This is a genomic window from Cellulomonas sp. JZ18, assembly GCF_009720485.1.
In the GTDB taxonomy this organism is placed as follows: Bacteria; Actinomycetota; Actinomycetes; order Actinomycetales; family Cellulomonadaceae; genus Cellulomonas.
In genome coordinates this window covers 3,955,545-3,974,883 of sequence record NZ_CP045245.1, presented here as the reverse complement: position 1 = coordinate 3,974,883, position 19,339 = coordinate 3,955,545, and the positions used below count along the sequence as shown (strand labels likewise).

Genomic DNA, 19,339 nt, shown 5'->3' with positions numbered 1-19,339 from the left:
CCCTCCGGGACCTGGTCGGTGGAGATGTACGGGGAGAACCCTTCGGCTGCGCCGGGGCGACGGCAACGGTCCGAAACGGTTGAGGTCGTCGACACGCGCCGAGCCCCGGTCGGCGCGGCTGCGTGGCCGCGCCGGTACCGACGGTGCCGCGGGGAGCTGCTTGACACCGCCCCGACCCCCGCGATCGTGGCAATGCCGCCGTGCAACGACGGCAAATTTGCCACTCCCTCCCCGTGCAAGGGTGCCCGGGGACGTCACCGGAGGTGCCATGTCGGATCGGCGACGAGAGACCACAGCCACGGGACGGGCCGGCTCCGCGCACAGCCCCGCAGCGGAGGGCGCCGGCGACGGTCGGTGCTCGCCTCCGTCCTCGCGGGGATGACGGCGCTCGCCGCGGTGGGTGCCGGCCAGCAGGCGGTCGCCGCCGCCGAGCCGGCGCTGCCCCCCAGCGGCCAGACCTTCGAGCACTACCCGCCGATGAAGGACGTCTACGCGGACCACTTCTCGTTCGGCGTCTTCGGTGCCGGCGAGATCGAGGGCCTGACGTACAACTACGCGTCCTACACGCCGGGCAACGAGATGAAGCCCGAGAGCACGCAGCGGGAGAAGGGCGTCTTCACCTTCGACGCGGCCGAGGCGGCCTTCGCGCGGTACGAGGCCCGCAACCCCGACCTCCTGCGCTACGGCCACACCCTCGCGTGGCACTCGCAGACGCCCACGTGGATGTGGGACGCGCCCCCGGCGCGGTTCGGCCAGCCCGGCACCTTCGACCGCGCCGTCGCGCTCGAGAACCTGAACGCCCACATCGAGGCCGTCCTGGGCCACTTCGGCGACCGCCTCGTGGCGATCGACGTCGTGAACGAGGCCGTCGGCACCGCCGACCCGGCGGACTGGCGCGCGTCCCTGGCGAAGGGCGAGGGCTGGTACCAGGCGCTCGGCGCGGAGTGGGTCGAGCTCGCCTTCCTCAAGGCGGCCGAGGTGGTCGACGCGAACGGGTGGGACGTCAAGCTCACGTACAACGACTTCGGCCTGGACTCCCCGACGAAGGCGCGCGTCGTCCACGCGATGGTCGAGGACATCAACGAGCGGTACGCCGGCGTCCGCCCGGACGGCAGGCCGCTCATCGAGGTCATCGGCATGCAGGGGCACTACAACCTGGCCACGGACGTCGAGGCCGTCGAGCAGAACATCAAGCTCTTCGCGACCCTCCCCGGCGTCGAGGTCAACGTCACGGAGATGGACATCGCCCTGCCGCCCGGCGAGCTCACGCCCGAGAACGAGAACAACCAGGGCGTGAAGTACGCCGAGCTGTTCCGCGTCTACCGCGACCACGCGGCCGGCCCGGCCAACACGACCGGCAACCCGAAGGTCGTCACCGCCGTGAAGCTCGCGGGCGTGCGCGACGTCCGCACCGGCTGGAAGGGCGGTGAGTTCGCCATGCCGTACGACTACGACGGCCGGGCGAAGCTGGCGCTGCTCGGCATCCTGTACCCGGACGAGTTCCTCGCCACCCACGAGTGGATCGACACCTCCGGCGGCGAGGAGCTGCCCCCGGTCCCCGGCGTCCACGTCTACGACACCTCGGCCGGCGACTCCTGGAGCGGGGCCAACATCGTCCTGGGCGACGACGCCACGGCGTGGCCGTGGTCCACGACCGACGACGGCGAGGTCGCCTTCCGGCCCGAGCCGGGTGCGACCTACCGCCTCACCGTGAACTACACAGCCAAGGGGACGACCTCGATCCGGGTCCGCTGGCTCAGGGACAACAGCAACGGCGGCTACACGAACGCCGACGGCGCCCTGGTCAACGCCCACCCGTACGCCGCGGACCAGGTCGCGACGCAGCTGCCCGCGTACTTCAACAGCGGCATGGTCAACATGGGCAGCTACGACCTGGTCAGCGAGATCACGATGGACGGGTCGCAGCCGGCCGACGGGCTCGTCGGCAACATCGGCATCCGCGGTGGCGGCGGGGGCAACGCCTTCTCCGTCAACACGATCACGGTCGAGAAGGTCACCGGCACGGGCGACGAGCTGCTCGTGCGCTGGCCGGAGGGCGTCGCGGAGCCGGAGCCGCCGGCGACGACGCTGGCGTACCGCGGGAACAACTGGGTCACCGTCACCCTGGACGGCCGGGCGACCGCACCCGCGACGCTCGCGCGCACCGAGTACCGCGTCGGCGCGGGGGAGTGGACGACCTACGAGGGGCCGTTCCGGCTCAAGCGGTCCGACCGGCAGACGCTGCGCTACCGCAGCGTCGACTCGGCGGGGACGGTGGAGCAGGAGCGGTGCGTCACCTTCCGGCCGGGGGGCGGCTCCGTGGACGTCGTGGTCCCGCCGGACGAGGACAGCGCCTGCGTCGTCTCGTGACCCGGACGAGAGGCGTCCCGGGGTGGTGCACGCCGCCCCGGGACGCCCTCAGGCGTGGTCGGCGTCGTCGTCCGGACGCTGCACGGCGCCGTCCGCCCCGTCCAGCGGCAGGCTCCGCACGCTGCGGAACTCCCGCCGCCGGCCGTCGACCGGGTCCGTGAACGCCACCTCGGCGGCGAGGAGCTGCAGCGGCTCCCGGAAGTCGTCCACGGCGACCTCGCGCACGACCGGGTACAGCGGGTCGCCCACGATCGGGATCCCCAGGTGCGCCAGGTGCACCCGGAGCTGGTGCGTGCGGCCGGTGCGCGGCGTCAGCCGGTACACCCCGTGGCCGTCGGCCTCGCGCTCGAGCTCGACGTGCGTCTCGGCGTTGACGGGGGCGCCGGGCACGACCTCGGCGCGGGGCGTGCCGCGGTCCTTGCGGACGTGGTCGCGCACGACCGTCGGCAGCGTGAGGTCCGGCCGGAGCGGGGCGAGCGCGCGGTAGGTCTTGTCGACCGTGCGGCGCTCGAAGCCCGTCTGGTACGCGCCCCGCCACCGCCGCTCGGTCGCGAGCAGCAGCAGCCCGGACGTCACGCGGTCGAGCCGGTGCAGCGGCGAGAGCTCCGGCAGGTCCAGCTCGGCGCGCAGCCGGACGACGACGCTCTGCAGCACGTGCCGGCCGCGCGGGATCGTCGAGAGGAACGGTGGCTTGTCGACCACGACGAGGCGCTCGTCCCGGTGCACCACGTGGATCGCGCCCGGCACGGCGGGCTCGTCGCGCAGGTCCCGGTGGAACCACACGTGCCGCGCGGGCACGTACGGCTCGTCGTCGCGCACGGGGCGCCCGTCCTCGTCGACGAACCGACCCTGCGTGAGCAGCGCCGCCACGTCGACGTGCTCGGGCAGCCGGTGGCGCAGCCAGGCCCCCATCGTCGGCCACGGGTCGGCGGCGGTGCGGACGCGGGGCGGGGTGCACAGGTGGGCCGCGGCGAGGCCGTGGCGTGCCGGGAGCGGGGAGCGGGGCACGTGTCGAGGGTACGAGGCGGTCCCGCGGCCCGCGGCGGGGACATCGCTAGGGTGGCGGCCGTGACGGTCACGGCGCGGCAGGTGGTGGAGCGGATCGGTGCGCACGTCGGGGTGCCGTGGCGCGAGAGGACGGTCGACGAGTTCCTCGCCGGCGACCCGGACGCCCCGGTCCGGGGGGTCGCCGTCACGATGATGGCGACGTTCGACGTCCTGCGGGACGCCGTGGAGCGCGGGCTCGACCTCGTCGTCACGCACGAGCCGCTCTACTTCGACCACCACGGGGCGGCCGACGCGGAGCTCGCCGCCGAGGCCGACCCGGTGTACGCGGCGAAGTCGGCCTTCGTCGCCGAGCACGGGCTCGTCGTCCTCCACCTGCACGACGTCTGGCACGACCGCCGGCCGGACGGGGTGCTCACCGGCGTCGCCCGCGCGCTCGGCTGGCTCGACGCCGAGCGCCCCGACGTCGAGGGCGTCTACGACCTGCCGCCCACGACGCTCGGCGCCCTCGCCGCGCACGTCGCGCAGGCCCTGGGCGCCCGGGCGCTGCGCTACGTCGGCGACCCCGACGCGCCCGTGCGCACCGTCGGCCTGCAGCCGGGGTTCCACGGCTTCGGGCCGAACCGGCGCCTCCTCGCGCGGCCCGACGTCGACGTCCTCGTCATCGGCGAGGGCCACGAGTGGGAGACGGGCGAGTACGCGGCGGACGCCGTGAGCGCGGGTCTGTGCGCGGGCCTCGTCGTCGTCGGGCACGTGCCGTCCGAGCAGGAGGGCATGGCGGAGGCCGCCCGGTGGCTGGCCGACCTGGTCCCGGAGGTGCCCGTGGAGCTCGTGCCCACGGCCGATCCGTTCCGGGTGGTCGCGCGGTAGTCGTCCAGCGGCGGCGGCGCCACGCCCGCCCCGGCACCGCGCGCACGCACGACGACGGCGCCCCACCGGTGGTGTGGGGCGCCGTCGTCGTCCTGGGCCGGAGCCGGTCGTGCCGAGCGGTCAGCTGCGGCGGAGGGTCACGTCACGCGCAGGTGAGGGACCCGGCGGCCGGCGGCGTGCCGTTGCCGATGAACCCGAAGGACGTCGACTGGCCGGCAGCGACCGAGCCGTTGTACGGCGCGTTCGTCACCACGCCGCCGGAGAGCACGCCGTTCCAGAGGTTCGACGTCGTCACGCCGGACGGCAGGGTGACCCGCCACCCGTTGAGCGCGGACGACCCGGCCCGGACCGTCACGGTGGCCTGGTAGCCGCCGCCCCAGCTGTTGGCGACCGTCAGCGACGCGGAGCAGGAGCCGCCGGGGTTCTGGGTCGGCTGCTGCGTGGGCTGCTGGGTGGGCTGCTGCGTCGGCTGCTGCGTCGGCTGCTGGGTGGGCTGCTGCGTCGGGGTGACGCCGTTGTTCAGGGTGTTGAGGACCGCGGTGTACGCCGCCTTCTTGTTGCCCTGGCCGTCGAACAGCAGCGGCGTGCCCGAGGCGCGCCACGAGTCGGTGTCCCGCACGCCCCACACCGTGATGCCGGTGCAGCGGGCGACGGCGAGGCAGTCCGCGACGACCTTGGCGTAGGTGTCGGCCTGCGTCTGGCCCGAGCCCTCGATGTCGAGCTCGGTGATCTGCACGTCCACGCCCAGGGCCGCGAAGCTCGACAGCGTGGTGCGGTAGTTGCTCGGGTACGGGCTGCCCGAGTTGAAGTGGGACTGCAGGCCGACGCAGTCGATCGGCACGCCGCGGGCCTTGAAGTCGCGGACCATGTTGTACACGGCCTGGGTCTTGTCCCAGTTCCAGTTGTCCGTGTTGTAGTCGTTGTAGCAGAGCTTGGCGCCCGGGTCGGCGGCGCGGGCGGCGCGGAACGCGGCCTCGATCCAGTCGTTGCCGGTGCGCTGCAGGTTCGAGTCGCGGCGGGCGCCGCCGTTGCCGTCGGCGAACGCCTCGTTCACGACGTCCCAGGAGTGGATCTTGCCCCGGTAGTGCGTCGCGACCTGCGTGACGTGGTTGAGCATCGCCTGGCGCAGGGCGGTGCCGGACATGTTCTGCATCCAGCCCGGCTGCTGCGAGTGCCACGCGAGCGCGTGGCCGCGGACCTGCTTGCCGTTCTGCAGGGCCCAGTTGACGATCCGGTCGCCGTTGGTGAAGTTGAACTGGTTCTGCGACGGCTCCGTCGCGTCCATCTTCATCTCGTTCTCGGCGGTGATCATGTTGAACTCGCGGTTCGCGATGGTCACGTACGTCGAGTCGCTGAGCTTGTTCGCGGCGATCGCCGTGCCGAAGTAGCGGCCGCGCTCCTCGGCGGCGTCCTGCAGCGTCGAGCCGGCGGCGTGGGCGGGGACGCCCACGGCAGCGGTCACCGCGACGGTCACGACGGCGACGGCGAGCGCGCCCGCGCTGCGAGCGCCGTGACGACGCCCTCGTCCTCGTCCGAGCATGGGTGGGGTCATCATGCCTCCTCGATGAGCCGTCCCCGGATCAACCCTGAGCCGGTCGGCGGTGGTCCACTCTGGGACCTGGCGCCCCCACCGTCGATGGACGTAAACGTTATGGTCCGCTCACTTTCGGGTGCGGCCCCGAAAGGGTCGCCGCGCCCGCGGACGTCAGGGGTGGAACCAGCGGGCGACGGCGGCGTCGAGGTCCGCGACGACGCCGTCGACCACGAGCGACCGGCACCCCGAGTGCTCCATGGCGACGGTCGGGCCCCACACCGGGACGAGGGCCTGCGCCGCCCGCAGCGCCGCGTGCGGGTGCGGCCGGGTGAGGCCGAGGGCGACCACGGGCGTGTCCCGGTCGATGCGCTCCGGCAGGGGGGCGTCCGGCTCGGAGCGGGGGTGCAGGAGGACGTCGGTCAGCGTCGTGGCGGCGTACGCGGAGGTGGCGGCGTCGTCGCGCAGGAGCACGTCGAGCTCGTCGTCGATCCGGGGTGAGGTCCACCCGGACAGCCCCGCCGCCCGCAGCAGGTGCAGGACGTCCACGGCGCGGACGGCCGGCCGGGGCGTCGGCGGTGCGTCCGGCAGCGGGTCGACGGCGCACCCCGCCAGCCACTCCCAGTCCTGCGCGAAGTCCGACAGCGGCAGCAGCGTCGCGCCCCATCCCATGGGCCGGAGCATGGCAGAGCGGCGCACGTCGTCGCCCGTCCCCGGCTGCGCCCGTCCCCGGCTGCGCCGGCACGCCGCGCCACGCCGCGGGCCACCGGGACTACCGTGGGCCCGACGCGTGCCCCCGCACGCGCCCCGGGCTCGCGGCTGCGCCCGGCGGAGGGACCCGGGCACCACGGAAGCGGGACCGGACCCGCCGCCCCTCAAGGCGTGGACTGCGCTTACCGAACGGGGGAGCATGAGACGCACCGCACCGCTGATCGTGGCCGCCTGCACGCTCGCCGGCCTCCTCGCCGGGTGCTCCGGCCAGGACGAGCCCGACGAGGCCACCCCGACCACCGACCCGCGCGAGGCCGCCTACACCGAGGCGATGGCCCAGGTCGCCGGGGTCGCGCGGGAGGACTGGTCGGACGAGCACGTCCTCGACGTCGGCCGCGCGATCTGCGCGCGGCTCGAGGCCGGCGAGGTCACGGCGAGCGACGTCCTGCCCTGGGTCATGGGCGAGTACGGGGCGGAGGACTCCGCCGCGGTCGCGGCCGCGACGCAGGCCCCCCGCCACCTCTGCCCGCAGGGCTGACCGACGGACCCGCCGCACGCACCGGCGTGCGACGGCGGGTCCGTCCCGCCTCAGCTCACGGGGTACCCGGCCACCGCGCGCAGCAGGTCGGCGGCGCGGGTGTGCTCCCCGACCAGCAGCGCGTGCTCGGCGTCGGCGAGGTCCGCCGCCCAGCCCTCGGGCGCGTCGGCCCCGGCGTCCACGACGTGCTGCTGGGCGACGTCCCGCAGCACCGAGACGACGGCGTCCATCTGCTGCCACGTGGGCTCGTCGCTGGCCGACAGCCGCCCGATCGCGCGCCCCAGGATGCGCAGCACCGCGCGCTCGTTGCCGACCGCGCCGCTCGGCGTCCAGCCGCCGCGCTCGAGCGCCGCGTCGATGTCGCCGACGGCGCGCCGCACCTGCCGGTCGCGCGAGGACTCGAGCTCGGCGCGCAGGGCCTCGAGCCGGGCCCGCGCCGAGTCGGTGCGCAGCCCCCAGCCGAAGGGCAGCTCGGGGTCGTAGTCCGCGTCGCCGACGTTGATCGGCTCCTGCTCCTGGCTGCGCGGCCACGTCATGCCGAGGCGCCCGGTGAAGGGGGCCTCGCCGAACAGCACGTCCGCGACGCCGGCGCCCTCGGAGCCGGGGAGCCACGACGCGACGAGCGCGTCGACCTGCCCGGCGGGGTCGGCCACGACGTTCGGCCGTCCCGTGACGAGCAGCACGACGCACGTCTCGACGGCGGAGCAGACCGTGTCGACGACCGCCTGGTCGCCCGGTGTGAGCGTCAGCTGCTTGTTCGGCTCGCGCGGCACACCGCCGTCGGAGGGGTCCCACGGCCAGCCGGGCCCGCCGACGTCGCCGTAGCCCTCGGCGTACGGCGTCTCGCCGACGACGACCACGCCGACGTCGTTGCCCTCGACGGGCGCGGAGGCGTCCGGGCTGAACGTGACCTGCGCGTCGGGCGCCACCTGCGCGATGCCCTCGCGGATGGTCGTGCCCGGGATCAGGTCCGGGACCGGCTGGCCCTGCCAGGTGACGGTCCACCCGCCCGCCTGGATGCCCATGTTGTCCGCCGCGCGGCCGGCGAGGTACAGGCGCGCGTCCTTCGCCAGCGGCAGCGCGTCGCCGGTGTTGCGCAGCAGCACCTGCGACTTCACGACGGCCTCGCGCGCGACGGCCCGGTGCTCCTCGGAGCCGATCGCCGCCTGCCCGGCGCGGTCGGTGAACGGGTGCTCGAAGAGCCCGAGCTCCATCTTCTGCCGCAGGATGCGCCGCACGGCGTCGTCGACCCGGGCCATCGGGACGCGTCCCGCGCGGACCTCGCCCATGAGGGTGGCGACGAAGGGGTCCGCGGTGTTCGGCTCCATGAACATGTCGACGCCGGCGTTGACGCTGGTGCGCACCTGCGTCGCGTAGTCGCCGGGGATCTGGTGGATCGCGTTGTAGTCGCTGATGACGAACCCGTCGAACTCGTGCTGGCCCTTCAGCCAGCCGGTGATGAGCTCCTGGTGGGCGTGCATCTTCAGCGGGTCGCCGACGCCGTTCTCGGTCCAGTCCACGCTCGAGTACGACGGCATGACGGTGCCGGCGCGGTACTGCCGGACCGCGGGGACGTACGGCGCGAGGTCGATGCGCTCGAAGTCCTGCCGGTTCGTGACCGTGACGCCCTGGTCGATCGTGTACTCGCCCTCGCCCGTGCCGAACTCGGTGTCGCCGTCGCCCGCGAAGTGCTTGGCGGACGCCAGCACGCGGTCCGGCTGGTCGAGCTCGCTGCGCGCGGGGCCCTGGAGCCCGTCGATCGCCGTCTCGTTGAGGACCACGAGCGCCGGGTCCTCCCCGAAGCTCTCGTACGTGCGACCCCAGCGCAGGTCGCGCGCCACGCACAGGCACGGGGCGAACGACCACTGGGGGCCGGTCGTGCGCGTCTCCGCGGCCGTGACGTGCGCGGCCCGCTCGACCAGCCCCGGGTCGCGCATCGCGCCCAGGCCGATGTTGTGCGGGAAGACCGTGGCGCCGACCAGGTTGTTGTGGCCGTGCACGGAGTCGACGCCGTAGAGCAGCGGGATCGACAGGCGCGTCGACAGCGACTGCGTCTGGAACCCGTCGACCATGTCCGCCCACGCCTCGGGCGTGTTGGGGGTCGGCGTCGACCCGCCGCCCGAGAGCACCGAGCCGAGCCCCAGGGACGCGACGCGGCCGGGGCTGCCGGCGACGTTGGCGCGCTCCGCCTGCGTCATCTGGCCGACCTTCTCGGCGAGCGTCATGCGGCCCAGCAGGTCCGCGACGCGCTCCGCGACCGGGCGCTGCGCGTCGAGGTACGGGAAGCCGTTCGCGACGACCGCGACCGTGGCGCCGCCGGAGACCGTGGCGCCGCCCGTCGTGGTGCTGAAGGACAGCGGGACGGTCTCGGTGGTCTCGGCCTCGTCGTCGGCGGCGACGTCGACCGTGACCTCCTGGGTGGAGCCCGAGGCGGCACCGGCGGGGAAGGTGACGGCGCCACCGGTCTCGGTGTAGTCGGCGCCACCCGTCGCGGTGCCCGTGCCGGTGGAGAAGAAGACGGTGACGGGCCCGGCGAGCGGCGTGCCGTCGGCCGTCGTGGCGCTGAGCGTCACCGTCGCGGTGTCGCCCTCGGCCGCCGTGACGAGCGCGGCCACCGGTGTGACCGTGACGGGTGACGCCGCCACGGCTGCGGGGGCCGCGACGACCAGGAGCGGGACCGCGAGGGCCCCCGCACCGAGTGCGGCGACGTGCCGCCGGACAGACATGCGCACGGTCATGAGCCGGCCCCCCGGGCTCTCGAGCTCGCGTGCGCGTCGTCGGGCACGCGGTGCGCCCTGCGCACCCGCCCATGCTTCGACGCCGACGAGCCGCTGTCAATGGGCCCGTCGACTCCCGTGCTGGCGGCCGTCGACCGCCGTCGCTGCCGCCCGCGCGGCCGCGCGTGCGCGCCCGGGCGGCACCGGCGCGCGCCACGAACGGCGGCAGTGCCCGGCCGCTCGCCGTTGCTACTGTCCGCCCGTGACACCGGACGCCCCCCGCACGAGCGTCCTGCGGCAGGCCGCGCTGCGCCTCGCCACCTGGCTCGTGACCGTCGTGTACCGCGTCTACCGGCTGCACCCGGCGCTGTGGCGGTTCACCGCCCGCAACTACCACCCGGCGATGGAGCGGTTCGCGCGGCTCAACGCGTGGATGATCTGCCAGCACGCGTACCTCGACGTGCCGGCCTACCGGCACTACGTCGAGGAGGCGGGCTTCCGGTTCCGCTGGTGGGACCTGACGCGCTACCGGCCGACGTCCAAGCACGACTACGTCGACCGCTACCCCGAGGACCAGCGGTGCTGGGACGGGCTCATCGAGACGGTCGGCACCGTGGTCGACGAGTCCAGCGGCTCGTCCGGCACGCCGTACAACTGGATGCGCTCCAAGCGCGAGCTGGCCACCGTGCACAAGAACGTGTCCGGCTACGTGACCCTGCTGTTCGGCTCGCGCCGGCTCTTCGCGGTCAACGCGTTCTCGATGGGCGCCTGGGCGACCGGCACGAACACGGGCATCGCGATGTCGCGCATCGCGATGGTGAAGAACACCGGGCCGGACCTCGACAAGATCGTCGACACGCTGCGCCACTTCGGTCCCGGGTACACCTACCTGGTCTGCGCGTACCCGCCGTTCCTCAAGCACCTGCGCGACCGCCTCGACGCCGAGGGCTTCGACTGGGACGCGTACGACCTCCACGGGTTCGTCGGCGGCGAGGCCCTCACCGAGGGGCTGCGCGACTACCTCGAGGACCGGTTCGGCCGCGTGTACTCCGGCTACGGCGCGTCCGACCTGACCATCGGGATGGCGGGGGAGAGCGACCTGTCGGTGTGGCTGCGCCGCACGCTCGCGGCCGGCGGCCCGTTCCGCGAGGCGCTGCTCGGGCCGGACGAGGCCCGCACGCCCATGGTCTTCCAGTACAACCCGCTCGAGACCTACCTGGAGACGACGCAGGACGGGCGGCTGCTCGTCACGCTGAACTCGGCCGACATCATGAGCCCGAAGCTGCGCTACGACATCGGCGACGAGGCGACGATCGTGCAGTTCGACGAGATGAAGGCCGCGATCGCCGCGCTGCCGGAGCCGGCGCGCGACCGCCTCGCGTTCGGCTTCGAGCGCGCGTACGCGATCCAGCGCATGCGCCTGCCGTTCCTGCTGCTGTACGGCCGCAAGGACTCGACGGTCTCGTACATGGGCGCGAACCTCTACCCGCTCGACGTCGAGAACGGGCTGTACCTCGACAACCCGCACGCGGCCGCGATCGAGTCGTTCAAGCTCGCGCTGGTCGACGTGGGGGAGCACGAGCAGCGCCCGGCGGTCCACCTGCAGCTGCGTGCGGACGCCGACCTGGACGCCGGGGCGCGCGCCGAGCTCGCCGAGCGGGCCGCGGCGGGCGTGCTGCGGCACCTCGCCGCCGTGTCCCGGGACTTCGCGCAGTCCCTCGAGGAGGACCCGACGGCCTCCGAGCTGCGCGTGCACGTGCACGACCACGGCACCGGCCCGTTCACGGGCGGCAGCACGAAGATCAAGAACGTGTACGTCGTGGACCCCGGCGACCGTGACGCCACGACGGCGCACCCGGCGGTCGGCCGCGCCTGATGCGGACCCGCGACTTCTCCCGCGCGCCCCGCCAGGCCCGGGCCGAGGCGCTCGTGGTGCTGGAGCGCACGGGCGCCGGTGCGGCGTGGGCGCGCCGCGCGCGACGTGCCGTGCGCGCGGCGGACGGGTACGTGTGGAGCGCGGGGCTGCGGGCGCGCGACGCGGACGGTCGACGGGTGCGGGGGCTCGTGGTGTGCGTGGCGACACCCGCCGACGCCCACGCGCTCGCGGGCTCGTCCGCGCCCGGGCACGAGCGCGCGCGCACGTTCGTCGCCGACGCCGAGGGGTACTCCAACGGCGTGTGGCGCGCCGAGGGCGACGTGATGGCGCACATCGAGCGGTTCACGGCGCTGACCAGCGAGAGCACGCGCGGACGGACCCCGCCGCTCGTCGCGCCGGCCCCGCCGCGGCGACGTGACGCAGGTGCGCAGGACGGCCCGCGCGGGGACGCGCCCCGCTCCGGCGGCACCCCGGCGCAGGCCGGCGCCCTGTTCCTCGGTGCCACCCGCTACCGGGGGCCGCACGCGTGGGCGGCGCTCTCGCGCGAGTGGTACCCGATGGTGGCCGCGATGCGGCGCATGAAGGGGTACGTGTGGCACCGGGTGTACTGGGAGCCGCCGTTCACGCTCGGCACGATCGCGTTCTTCGCCGACCGCGACGCGCTGATGCTGTTCGCGCGGCTGCCCGCGCACCGGCGGCTCATGACGTGGATCACGCGCGACCGGCGGCACGGCACCGGCGGGTACATCCGCGTGCACGTCGCCGCGCAGGACGTGCGGGACGACGGCGCGGACGCCCTCGCGGACGACGGCACGAGGGGCGACGCGTCGTGAGCCTCACCGTGGCCCCCGTGCGGACGCGGGCCGACCTGCGCGACTTCGTCGACCTCCCCCTGCGTCTGCACCCGCGCGACCTCGCGGTGCCGCTGCTCGCCTCGACGATCACCTCGTGGTGGCGCGGGACGTCCCCGCACCCCGAGCCCGTGGAGCTGCTGCTCGTGCGGGACGCCGCGGGCCGGGCCGTGGGCCGCACCACCGTCCACACGGACGCCCGGCTGGACGCGCGCCTCGGCGTGCCGTCCCTGCTGTTCGGCGCGACCGAGTTCGCCGATCCGGACACCGCTGCCGCCCTGGTGGCGGCCCTCGAGGCGCGGGCGGCCGGGCGGGCGCAGCTGTTCGGGCCCGTGTCGCTGCTGCCGAACCAGTCGGGCGGCGTCGTCACGTCCGGCTCCGACGCGCGCGGGTTCGTCGACTCGCCGTGGAACCCGGCGTGGGTGCCGGACGCCTACGAGGGCCTCGGCTTCGCGCGCTGGGGCGAGTCGGACACGTGGGTCGTCGACGTCGACCCCGCGTCGGCGGCGGGTGCGCCCACCGAGGACGAGTGGCGCGCGGCCGGCCTGCGGCTCGAGCGCGGACGGCGCTCGCAGGTGGCCCGCCTCGTGCCCGAGGTGCTCGCGGTGCTCAACCGCTCCTTCGCGGCGCTGCCGTACTACACGACCATCACCGACGCGGAGATGGCGGCCGCCACCGACGGGCTGGCCTTCCTCGTCGACGAGGACCTGCTGCTGCTCGCGCGGGACGCCGCGAGCGGTTCGCTCGTCGCCTTCGTGCTGGTGGTGCCCGACATCACGGCGTTCGTGCAGCGCGTCGGCGGGCGGCTGGGGCCGCTGCAGCAGCTGCGGCTCCTGGCGACCCGTGGCCGGTACCGGCGCGAGGCGGTGCTGATCATCCAGGGCACCGACCCGGACCGGCAGGGCCGCGGCGTGCTCACGCTGCTGTCCCGCACGCTCCACGCGCACCTCGCGGCCGGCGGGTACACCCGGCTGCGCTCGACCTTCGTCGGCCGCGACAACCCGGCCTCCGCGCGCCAGCTCGCGCGGTTCGGCGGGCGCCCGCTGCACGGCGTCACGTTCTACCGCAGGCCGGTCGCGTGACCGGCACGACGGCCGCCGCGGGCGGCGAGGAGGCCGCATGACCGCGACGCACGGCGTCACCGAGGACGACCTGCGCCGGTGGGTGCGCCTGGCCGGGCGTGCCCCGTCGGCGCACAACACCCAGCCGTGGTCGGTGCGCGTGGTCGACGGGCGCATCGAGGTCGGCGTCGTGCCCGGCCGCATGCTGTGCGCCGGCGACCCGTCGTCCCGGGACCTGCTGCTCGCGCTCGGGGCGTGGGTCGAGTCGGCGGTCGTCGTCGCCGCGGCGGACGGGGTCGGGCTGGACGTCACGCCGACGCCCGTCCTGGACCGGCTGGACGACCTGCCCGTGCGCGGTCCGGCCGACCCGGCCCACGCCGTCCTCGTGCTGCGTCCCACGGCGTCCCCGGCGGCCACGCCGTTCACGCCCGCCGACGTCCGCGAGCGGCGCGTGAACCGCGGGCCGCTGCTGCCCGCGCCCGACCTGCGCGCCGGTGCGCCCGAGCTGCCGGCCTGGCTGCGGATGCTCCAGGTCGACGACCCGGCGATGCGCCGTCTCGTCCGGCTCGGCACCGCGTGGACGGCGTCGCGCCCGGCCGTCGCCGCCGAGCTGGTCCGGTGGCTGCGCCTGAGCCCCGCGCACCCGCGCTACACCCGCGACGGCATGACCGACCGCATGCTGCAGCTGCCCGCGTGGGCCGCCCGCGTGGCCGCGCCGCTCACCCGGCGGCCCGCGCTGCACGACGCCGCGCTGCGCGTCGCCGGGCTCGTCGGCCGCGCGGTCGAGGCCGTCGACCGCACGCGTCCGCTCCCGCCGCCGCCCGCGCCCGGCGCCCCGCTCGACGGCCCGCAGCACCTCGTCCTCGTCGCGCAGACCCGCGGGGTGCACAGCGCGACCGAGACGCTCGACGCCCGGCTCGGACTGCCGCCCGCCGACGTCGTCGAGGCAGGGCGCGCCCTGCAGCGCACGTGGCTGCACGCGCACCGCGCCGGGCTGGCGGTCGCGCCGCACTCCGAGGTCGTCGACTCCCCGCACGCCGTCGCCGCGCTGCGGCGCCGGCTCGGGCTGCGGCGGTCGCAGGTCGCGCTCGCGGTGTTCAGCGTCGGGCGGCCGACGGTCCCGGCGCCGGTGTCACCGCGGCTGACGGACGAGACGGCCTGACGCGCAAGCGGGTGCGGTCGCGCCGCCGCCGGCCGCCCGGGCGAGATGCCGGACGGGCGGTGCCGTGACACGGTGGGGCGATGAAGTCGATCCTCACCGTCGTCGTCGTCCTCGCGCTCATCTGGCTCGCGCTGTCGATCCTCGGCGCGCTGGTGGAGGGCCTGCTGTGGCTCACGGTCGTGGGCCTCGTGCTGCTCGCCGCGACCGTCGTGTACGGCTGGGTGAAGGGGCGCACCCGGTCGCGTCCGTAGCCCGACGCGGGACCACGGGCGTCCGGGTCGGGCCGGTACCGGCCGGGAGGGCCGGGTCGCGCGCGCCGGTGACCGTCAGCGCGTGGTGCCGCGCTCCACGAGCCGCACAGGTGTGACCACGTGCTCGGCGTCGGCCGCCTCCCCGGCCAGGCGCCGGTCGAGCAGCCGCAGCGCGTGCGACACGAGCACGTCGTTGCCCGGGTCCACCGTCGTGAGCCCGGGGCCGACGTGCTCCCCGACGGCGAGGTTGTCGAAGCCGGCGACCTGCACGTCCTGGGGCACCCGCAGCCCGGCGTCGCGCAGCCCCGCGAGGACGCCGATCGCGACCTGGTCGGTCACCGCGAGCACGGCGTCGAACGCCGGGCCCTCGGCCACGAGCCGGCGGACCACCTGCCGCGCGTGGCCCATCTCGAGCTCGGCCAGCGGGACGACGAGCGCGGGGTCGGCCTCGACGCCCGCGTCCTCGTGGGCGTCCCGCCAGCCCTGGGCGCGCAGGTCGCTCATGCCGCCGTCCGTGGGCCCCGTGGTGCCGCCGAGCATGAGGACGCGCCGCGCGCCGCGCGCGAGCAGGTGGGCGGTGGCGAGCCGCCCGCCCTCCCGGTTGCCGAGGGAGACGTGGTCGAAGCGGGGCGGCATGGGCTTCTCGCCGAGCAGCACGAGCGGCACGCCGCCGTCGAGCCGGTCGACGTCCGCGTGCTGCAGGCCGACGGCGCTGAGCAGCACGCCGTCGTACTGCTGCAGCCGCGCCTGCGAGAGGGCGCCGAGCTCGCCCTCCTTGCTGGCGCCGCTCTGCTCGAGGACGAGGTGCCGGCCGGCCGGGCGCAGGGCGTCGGTGAACCGTGCCGCGAGCTCCCCGAAGTACGGGTGGTCGATGCGCGGGACGACGAGCGCGATCGTGCCGGTGCGCCCGACCCGCAGGCGGCGGGCGGCGAGGTTCGCCTCGTAGCCGAGGTCCGCGATCGCGTCGAGCACCCGCCGCCGCGTGGCCTCGCCGACGCTCGGGCGTCCGTTGACGACGTTGCTGACGGTCATCACGGAGACGCCCGAGGCCCGTGCCACGTCCCGCAAGGTCGCCACGAGGTCTCCTTCCGGTCACAACATGTGAACGCTCACAAATCCGATGGCTCCGGGTCTTGACCGTAGAGGACCGGACAGGCACAGTCGTCCCTGCACACCGATGTGTAACGTTAAATGGCGAGGACGACAAGGCAGCGCCGCCGTCTCCCCGCCGTGCCGACAGCCCCCCGGGGGCACGAAGGAGCTCTCGATGAAGCGACGCTCTCGACTGGCAGGCCTGGCCGCGGTGGCGGCCTCCGCGGCCCTCGCCCTCACCGCGTGCAGCGGTGGCGGCAGCGGTGACGCCGAGGGCGTCACCACGATCACCTTCCTCTCCTGGACGGGGGAGGAGCAGATGGAGCAGGTCATCGACGCGTTCGAGGAGGACCACCCCGAGGTCCGCGTCGAGGCGTCCTACGCCCCGCCGGTGGCCGAGTACATCCAGGCGCTGCAGACGCGCGTGCTGTCCGGCACCGCGCCCGACGTCTTCGTCATCGCCGCCGAGAACAAGACGAACCTCATCGAGGGCGGGCACGTGCTCGACCTGTCCGGCGAGGACTTCGTCGAGGGCGTCGAGCCGTTCAACCTCGAGACCTACGGCCGCGACGGCAAGTACTACGGCCTGTCGCTGTCGTCGTGGGCCGCCGGCTACATCTACAACAAGGACCTGCTCGCGCAGGTCGGCTACGAGACGGTCCCCGAGACGTGGGACGAGTTCCTCGAGATGTGCCGCAAGCTCCAGGACGCCGGCATCACGCCGTTCCTCGAGAGCGTCGACCAGATGCCGACGACCGTCTCGGCGTGGATCGGGGCGAAGAACGCGGACATGGAGCCGTCGCTCGACGACCAGATCTTCGACGGCGAGTCGACGTTCGCGGAGCAGTGGACGCCGGCGCTCGAGCAGTACAACCGCGTCTTCGAGGAGGGGCTGATGTCGAAGGACGTCGTCGGCCTCGACGGCGACCAGGTCAGCGGGGAGTTCGCCAACGGCCGCGTGGCGGTCATCAACGGCGGTCCCTGGTTCATCGCGTCCCTGCGCGAGGCGAACCCCGACCTCGACTTCCAGTTCTCCCTGGTCCCGGCGATGGACGAGTCCGGCACGCCGTTCGCCGCCGGTGCGGCCGCGCCCGGGTACGCGATCAACGCGAAGAGCGACGAGGCCAAGCAGGAGGCCGCCAAGACGTTCCTCGGCTGGCTCGCCGAGCCCGAGGCCGTCGAGCTCTTCCAGAGCCTGACGAACGACGTCACCGTCACCGAGGACTTCGAGCCGCCGGTCGACCCGTCGTTCGAGCCCATGGTCGAGCCCATCCGCAACGGCCAGCTCTACCTGCCGATGATCGCGTGGAAGCGGGCCGAGGACGTGCTCAACGTCGAGGCGGTCGCGCAGATCCAGCGCATGATCCGCGGCGAGGTCCAGCCGGAGCAGGTCGCCGAGGCGCTCGACACGAAGCTCGCCGCGTCCTGACGACCTCGCGTGCCCGGCGGCGGCGGCGCACCGCCGCCGCCGGGCACGCCCCGAGAGGGGTACCCATGTCCGCAACGACCACCCTGCGGCAGCCCGCCCTCGTGCCGGGGGGCTCCGGCCGGTCCTGGCTGTCGCGCCCGTCCGGCGGGTGGCGGCAGACCACCGTCAACAAGGCGTTCCTGCTGCCGGTGATCGCCGTCTTCGTCGTCCTGTTCCTCATCCCCCTGGTGCAGACGCTGTGGTGGAGCTTCACGGACTTCACCGGCTACAGCCCGGAGGCGAGCTTCGTCGGGCTGGCCAACTACCGCGTGATCCTGACCGACCCGTCGATGCTCGCGGGTCTCGGGTTCACGCTGCTGTTCGGCGTCGGCACGACCGTCGTCATCACGCTGCTCGCGATCCCGCTCGCGGTGCAGCTCAACAAGGCGTTCGTCGGGCGCAACCTCGTCCGGTCGATCTGGTTCTTCCCGGCGATCCCGTCCATGGCGATCCTCGGCCTGGTGTGGCGGTACATCCTGTCGCCGCTCGACTCCGGGGTGCTGAACACGGCGCTCGCCGCCGTCGGCATCGGCCCGCTCGGGTGGCTGTCGGACCCGACGCTCGCGCGCCTGTCGGTCATCCTCGTCGGCGTCTGGGGCGCGACCGGCTGGCACGCCGTGCTCTACACCGCGTACCTGCAGTCCATCCCGCACGAGTACTACGAGGTCGCGAGGATCGACGGCGCGAGCGCCCGGCAGCAGTTCTTCGGGATCACGCTGCCGCTGCTCACGCCGGCGATCGTCATCAGCACGTTCCTGCTGATGACCGGCGGCCTCAAGGTGTTCGACCTGCCGTACACGCTCACCAACGGCGGCCCCGGCTTCTCCACGTACACGATCACGCAGTCGATCGTCGTGTCCGGGGTGGGCCAGGGCCGGTACGGGCTCGCGTCGGCGCTCGCGGTGCTGTTCACCGTCGCGGTCGCGGCCCTGTCCTTCGGGCAGCTCGCCCTCACCCGCTACGTCGAGCGGAGGTTCGTGTGACCACGCCCCTGTGGCGCCGGACGGTGCTGAGCGTCGTCATGCTGGCGCTCGCCGCCGTCGTCGCGGTGCCCCTGTACTACGTCCTCGCGAACACCCTGAAGACGCAGGGCGAGATGGTGGCGACGCCCCTCGGGCTGCCGACCGACCCGGTGTTCGGCAACTACGCGCAGGTGCTCTCGGACCCGCGCATCTACCGGTCGTTCGCGAACACCCTGTACGTCACGGCGGCCGCGGTGCTGCTGCAGCTGGCGGTCGGCGCGCTGGCCGCGTACGCGATGGTCGTGCGCACCAGCCGGCTCAACCGGATCCTCGCCGCGGTGCTGCTCATCGGGTTCGTCGTCCCCGGCCAGTCGACCCTCATCCCGCTGTACCGCACCCTCGTCGGGTTCCGGCTGGTGGACGACCTCAACGGCCTGGTCCTGCTCTACCTGGGCGGGTCGATCTTCTGCTACTTCCTCGTGCAGGGGTACATGCGCACCCTGCCGTACGAGCTGATCGAGGCGGCCCGGCTCGACGGCGCCGGGGACGTGCAGATCTTCTGGCGGATCGTCCTGCCGCTCATCAAGCCGATCCTCGTGACGGTCGGCATCTTCCAGACCATGTGGGTCTGGAACGACTTCCTGCTGCCGACCGTCATCATCTCGAGCCCGGAGAAGCGGACGATCGTGCTGCAGGTCTACAACGCCGTCACCGAGTTCACGACCGACTGGCCGATGTTCATGACCGTCTCGGTCGTGGCGCTCATCCCCATGGTCGTCTTCTTCGTGTTCACTCAGCGGCACATCGCCAGCGGCCTGCTGGCCGGCAGCGTCAAGGGCTGACGCCGCCGCCCGCCCGGCCCGTCCCACCCGTC

16 protein-coding genes are annotated in these 19,339 nt (G+C 74.1%); 11 read left to right on the top strand and 5 right to left on the bottom strand.

Annotation, left to right across the window (positions count from 1 at the left end; all coding sequences use genetic code 11):
- Nucleotides 1-354 precede the first annotated feature (354 nt).
- Nucleotides 355-2,370, top strand: a complete 2,016-nt coding sequence (locus GC089_RS17980) for an endo-1,4-beta-xylanase (protein WP_196250758.1) — start codon at nucleotides 355-357, stop codon at nucleotides 2,368-2,370.
- Between the two features lie 48 nt (nucleotides 2,371-2,418).
- Here the strand turns inward: GC089_RS17980 and GC089_RS17975 are convergent, their stop codons facing one another.
- On the bottom strand, nucleotides 2,419-3,378 hold the full coding sequence (locus tag GC089_RS17975) for a pseudouridine synthase (protein WP_155378784.1): 960 nt from the start codon (nucleotides 3,376-3,378) through the stop codon (nucleotides 2,419-2,421).
- 60 nt (nucleotides 3,379-3,438) lie between these two features.
- On the opposite strand from GC089_RS17975, the gene GC089_RS17970 reads away from it, so the two are divergent.
- Nucleotides 3,439-4,245 (top strand): Nif3-like dinuclear metal center hexameric protein, encoded by an 807-nt coding sequence (locus GC089_RS17970; RefSeq protein ID WP_155378783.1) that lies wholly within the window; start codon nucleotides 3,439-3,441, stop codon nucleotides 4,243-4,245.
- 142 nt (nucleotides 4,246-4,387) lie between these two features.
- Here GC089_RS17970 and GC089_RS17965 read toward each other — a convergent pair whose 3' ends face one another.
- Together GC089_RS17965 and GC089_RS17960 are read right to left on the bottom strand one after the other, a co-directional pair.
- The gene (locus tag GC089_RS17965) at nucleotides 4,388-5,797 is read right to left on the bottom strand and encodes an endo-1,4-beta-xylanase (protein ID WP_155378782.1); all 1,410 of its coding nucleotides are present in this window, start codon (nucleotides 5,795-5,797) and stop codon (nucleotides 4,388-4,390) included.
- A 153-nt stretch (nucleotides 5,798-5,950) separates the two neighbouring features.
- A complete protein-coding gene (locus tag GC089_RS17960; RefSeq protein WP_155378781.1) occupies nucleotides 5,951-6,448 on the bottom strand; it encodes a hypothetical protein in 498 nt (165 codons plus the stop codon).
- A 238-nt stretch (nucleotides 6,449-6,686) separates the two neighbouring features.
- On the opposite strand from GC089_RS17960, the gene GC089_RS17955 reads away from it, so the two are divergent.
- Nucleotides 6,687-7,025, top strand: coding sequence for a DUF732 domain-containing protein (locus GC089_RS17955; RefSeq protein WP_155378780.1), 339 nt, complete (start codon nucleotides 6,687-6,689; stop codon nucleotides 7,023-7,025).
- Nucleotides 7,026-7,075: 50 nt separating this feature from the next.
- Here the strand turns inward: GC089_RS17955 and GC089_RS17950 are convergent, their stop codons facing one another.
- Entirely contained in the window at nucleotides 7,076-9,751 is a 2,676-nt protein-coding gene (locus GC089_RS17950) for a glycoside hydrolase family 3 protein (protein WP_230684941.1), read from the bottom strand.
- A gap of 253 nt (nucleotides 9,752-10,004) precedes the next feature.
- Here GC089_RS17950 and GC089_RS17945 point away from each other — a divergent pair, with 253 nt between their 5' ends.
- The 5 genes from GC089_RS17945 to GC089_RS18575 all read left to right on the top strand — a co-directional run bounded on the left by GC089_RS17945 (nucleotide 10,005) and on the right by GC089_RS18575 (nucleotide 14,943).
- Nucleotides 10,005-11,618, top strand: a complete 1,614-nt coding sequence (locus GC089_RS17945) for a phenylacetate--CoA ligase family protein (RefSeq protein ID WP_155378778.1) — start codon at nucleotides 10,005-10,007, stop codon at nucleotides 11,616-11,618.
- A complete protein-coding gene (locus GC089_RS17940; RefSeq protein ID WP_155378777.1) occupies nucleotides 11,618-12,451 on the top strand; it encodes a hypothetical protein in 834 nt (277 codons plus the stop codon). The genes GC089_RS17945 and GC089_RS17940 overlap by 1 nt, the downstream gene beginning before the upstream one ends.
- Entirely contained in the window at nucleotides 12,448-13,551 is a 1,104-nt protein-coding gene (locus GC089_RS17935; protein ID WP_155378776.1) for a hypothetical protein, read from the top strand. Before GC089_RS17940 ends, GC089_RS17935 begins: the two co-directional genes overlap by 4 nt.
- Before the next feature lie 37 nt (nucleotides 13,552-13,588).
- On the top strand, nucleotides 13,589-14,692 hold the full coding sequence (locus GC089_RS17930; RefSeq protein ID WP_155378775.1) for a hypothetical protein: 1,104 nt from the start codon (nucleotides 13,589-13,591) through the stop codon (nucleotides 14,690-14,692).
- 80 nt (nucleotides 14,693-14,772) lie between these two features.
- On the top strand, nucleotides 14,773-14,943 hold the full coding sequence (locus tag GC089_RS18575; protein ID WP_196250757.1) for a hypothetical protein: 171 nt from the start codon (nucleotides 14,773-14,775) through the stop codon (nucleotides 14,941-14,943).
- Nucleotides 14,944-15,018: 75 nt separating this feature from the next.
- On the opposite strand, the gene GC089_RS17925 is transcribed toward GC089_RS18575, so the two are convergent.
- Entirely contained in the window at nucleotides 15,019-16,020 is a 1,002-nt protein-coding gene (locus GC089_RS17925; protein WP_155378774.1) for a LacI family DNA-binding transcriptional regulator, read from the bottom strand.
- Between the two features lie 190 nt (nucleotides 16,021-16,210).
- Here GC089_RS17925 and GC089_RS17920 point away from each other — a divergent pair, with 190 nt between their 5' ends.
- The 3 genes from GC089_RS17920 to GC089_RS17910 all read left to right on the top strand — a co-directional run bounded on the left by GC089_RS17920 (nucleotide 16,211) and on the right by GC089_RS17910 (nucleotide 19,307).
- Nucleotides 16,211-17,464 (top strand): ABC transporter substrate-binding protein, encoded by a 1,254-nt coding sequence (locus GC089_RS17920; protein WP_196250756.1) that lies wholly within the window; start codon nucleotides 16,211-16,213, stop codon nucleotides 17,462-17,464.
- Nucleotides 17,465-17,529: 65 nt separating this feature from the next.
- Entirely contained in the window at nucleotides 17,530-18,486 is a 957-nt protein-coding gene (locus GC089_RS17915; protein ID WP_155378772.1) for a carbohydrate ABC transporter permease, read from the top strand.
- Nucleotides 18,483-19,307, top strand: a complete 825-nt coding sequence (locus GC089_RS17910) for a carbohydrate ABC transporter permease (protein ID WP_155378771.1) — start codon at nucleotides 18,483-18,485, stop codon at nucleotides 19,305-19,307. Before GC089_RS17915 ends, GC089_RS17910 begins: the two co-directional genes overlap by 4 nt.
- The last annotated feature ends 32 nt before the right edge of the window (nucleotides 19,308-19,339 follow it).

Bases quoted from the DNA above. Each gene is read 5' to 3' on its own strand.
- GC089_RS17965 (WP_155378782.1), bottom strand. From the start codon at position 5,797: ATGACCCCACCCATGCTCGGACGAGGACGAGGGCGTCGTCACGGCGCT.
- GC089_RS17950 (WP_230684941.1), bottom strand. From the start codon at position 9,751: ATGTCTGTCCGGCGGCACGTCGCCGCACTCGGTGCGGGGGCCCTCGCG.
- GC089_RS18575 (WP_196250757.1), top strand. From the start codon at position 14,773: ATGAAGTCGATCCTCACCGTCGTCGTCGTCCTCGCGCTCATCTGGCTC.
- GC089_RS17960 (WP_155378781.1), bottom strand. From the start codon at position 6,448: ATGGGATGGGGCGCGACGCTGCTGCCGCTGTCGGACTTCGCGCAGGAC.
- GC089_RS17930 (WP_155378775.1), top strand. From the start codon at position 13,589: ATGACCGCGACGCACGGCGTCACCGAGGACGACCTGCGCCGGTGGGTG.
- GC089_RS17940 (WP_155378777.1), top strand. From the start codon at position 11,618: ATGCGGACCCGCGACTTCTCCCGCGCGCCCCGCCAGGCCCGGGCCGAG.
- GC089_RS17955 (WP_155378780.1), top strand. From the start codon at position 6,687: ATGAGACGCACCGCACCGCTGATCGTGGCCGCCTGCACGCTCGCCGGC.
- GC089_RS17920 (WP_196250756.1), top strand. From the start codon at position 16,211: ATGAAGCGACGCTCTCGACTGGCAGGCCTGGCCGCGGTGGCGGCCTCC.
- GC089_RS17915 (WP_155378772.1), top strand. From the start codon at position 17,530: ATGTCCGCAACGACCACCCTGCGGCAGCCCGCCCTCGTGCCGGGGGGC.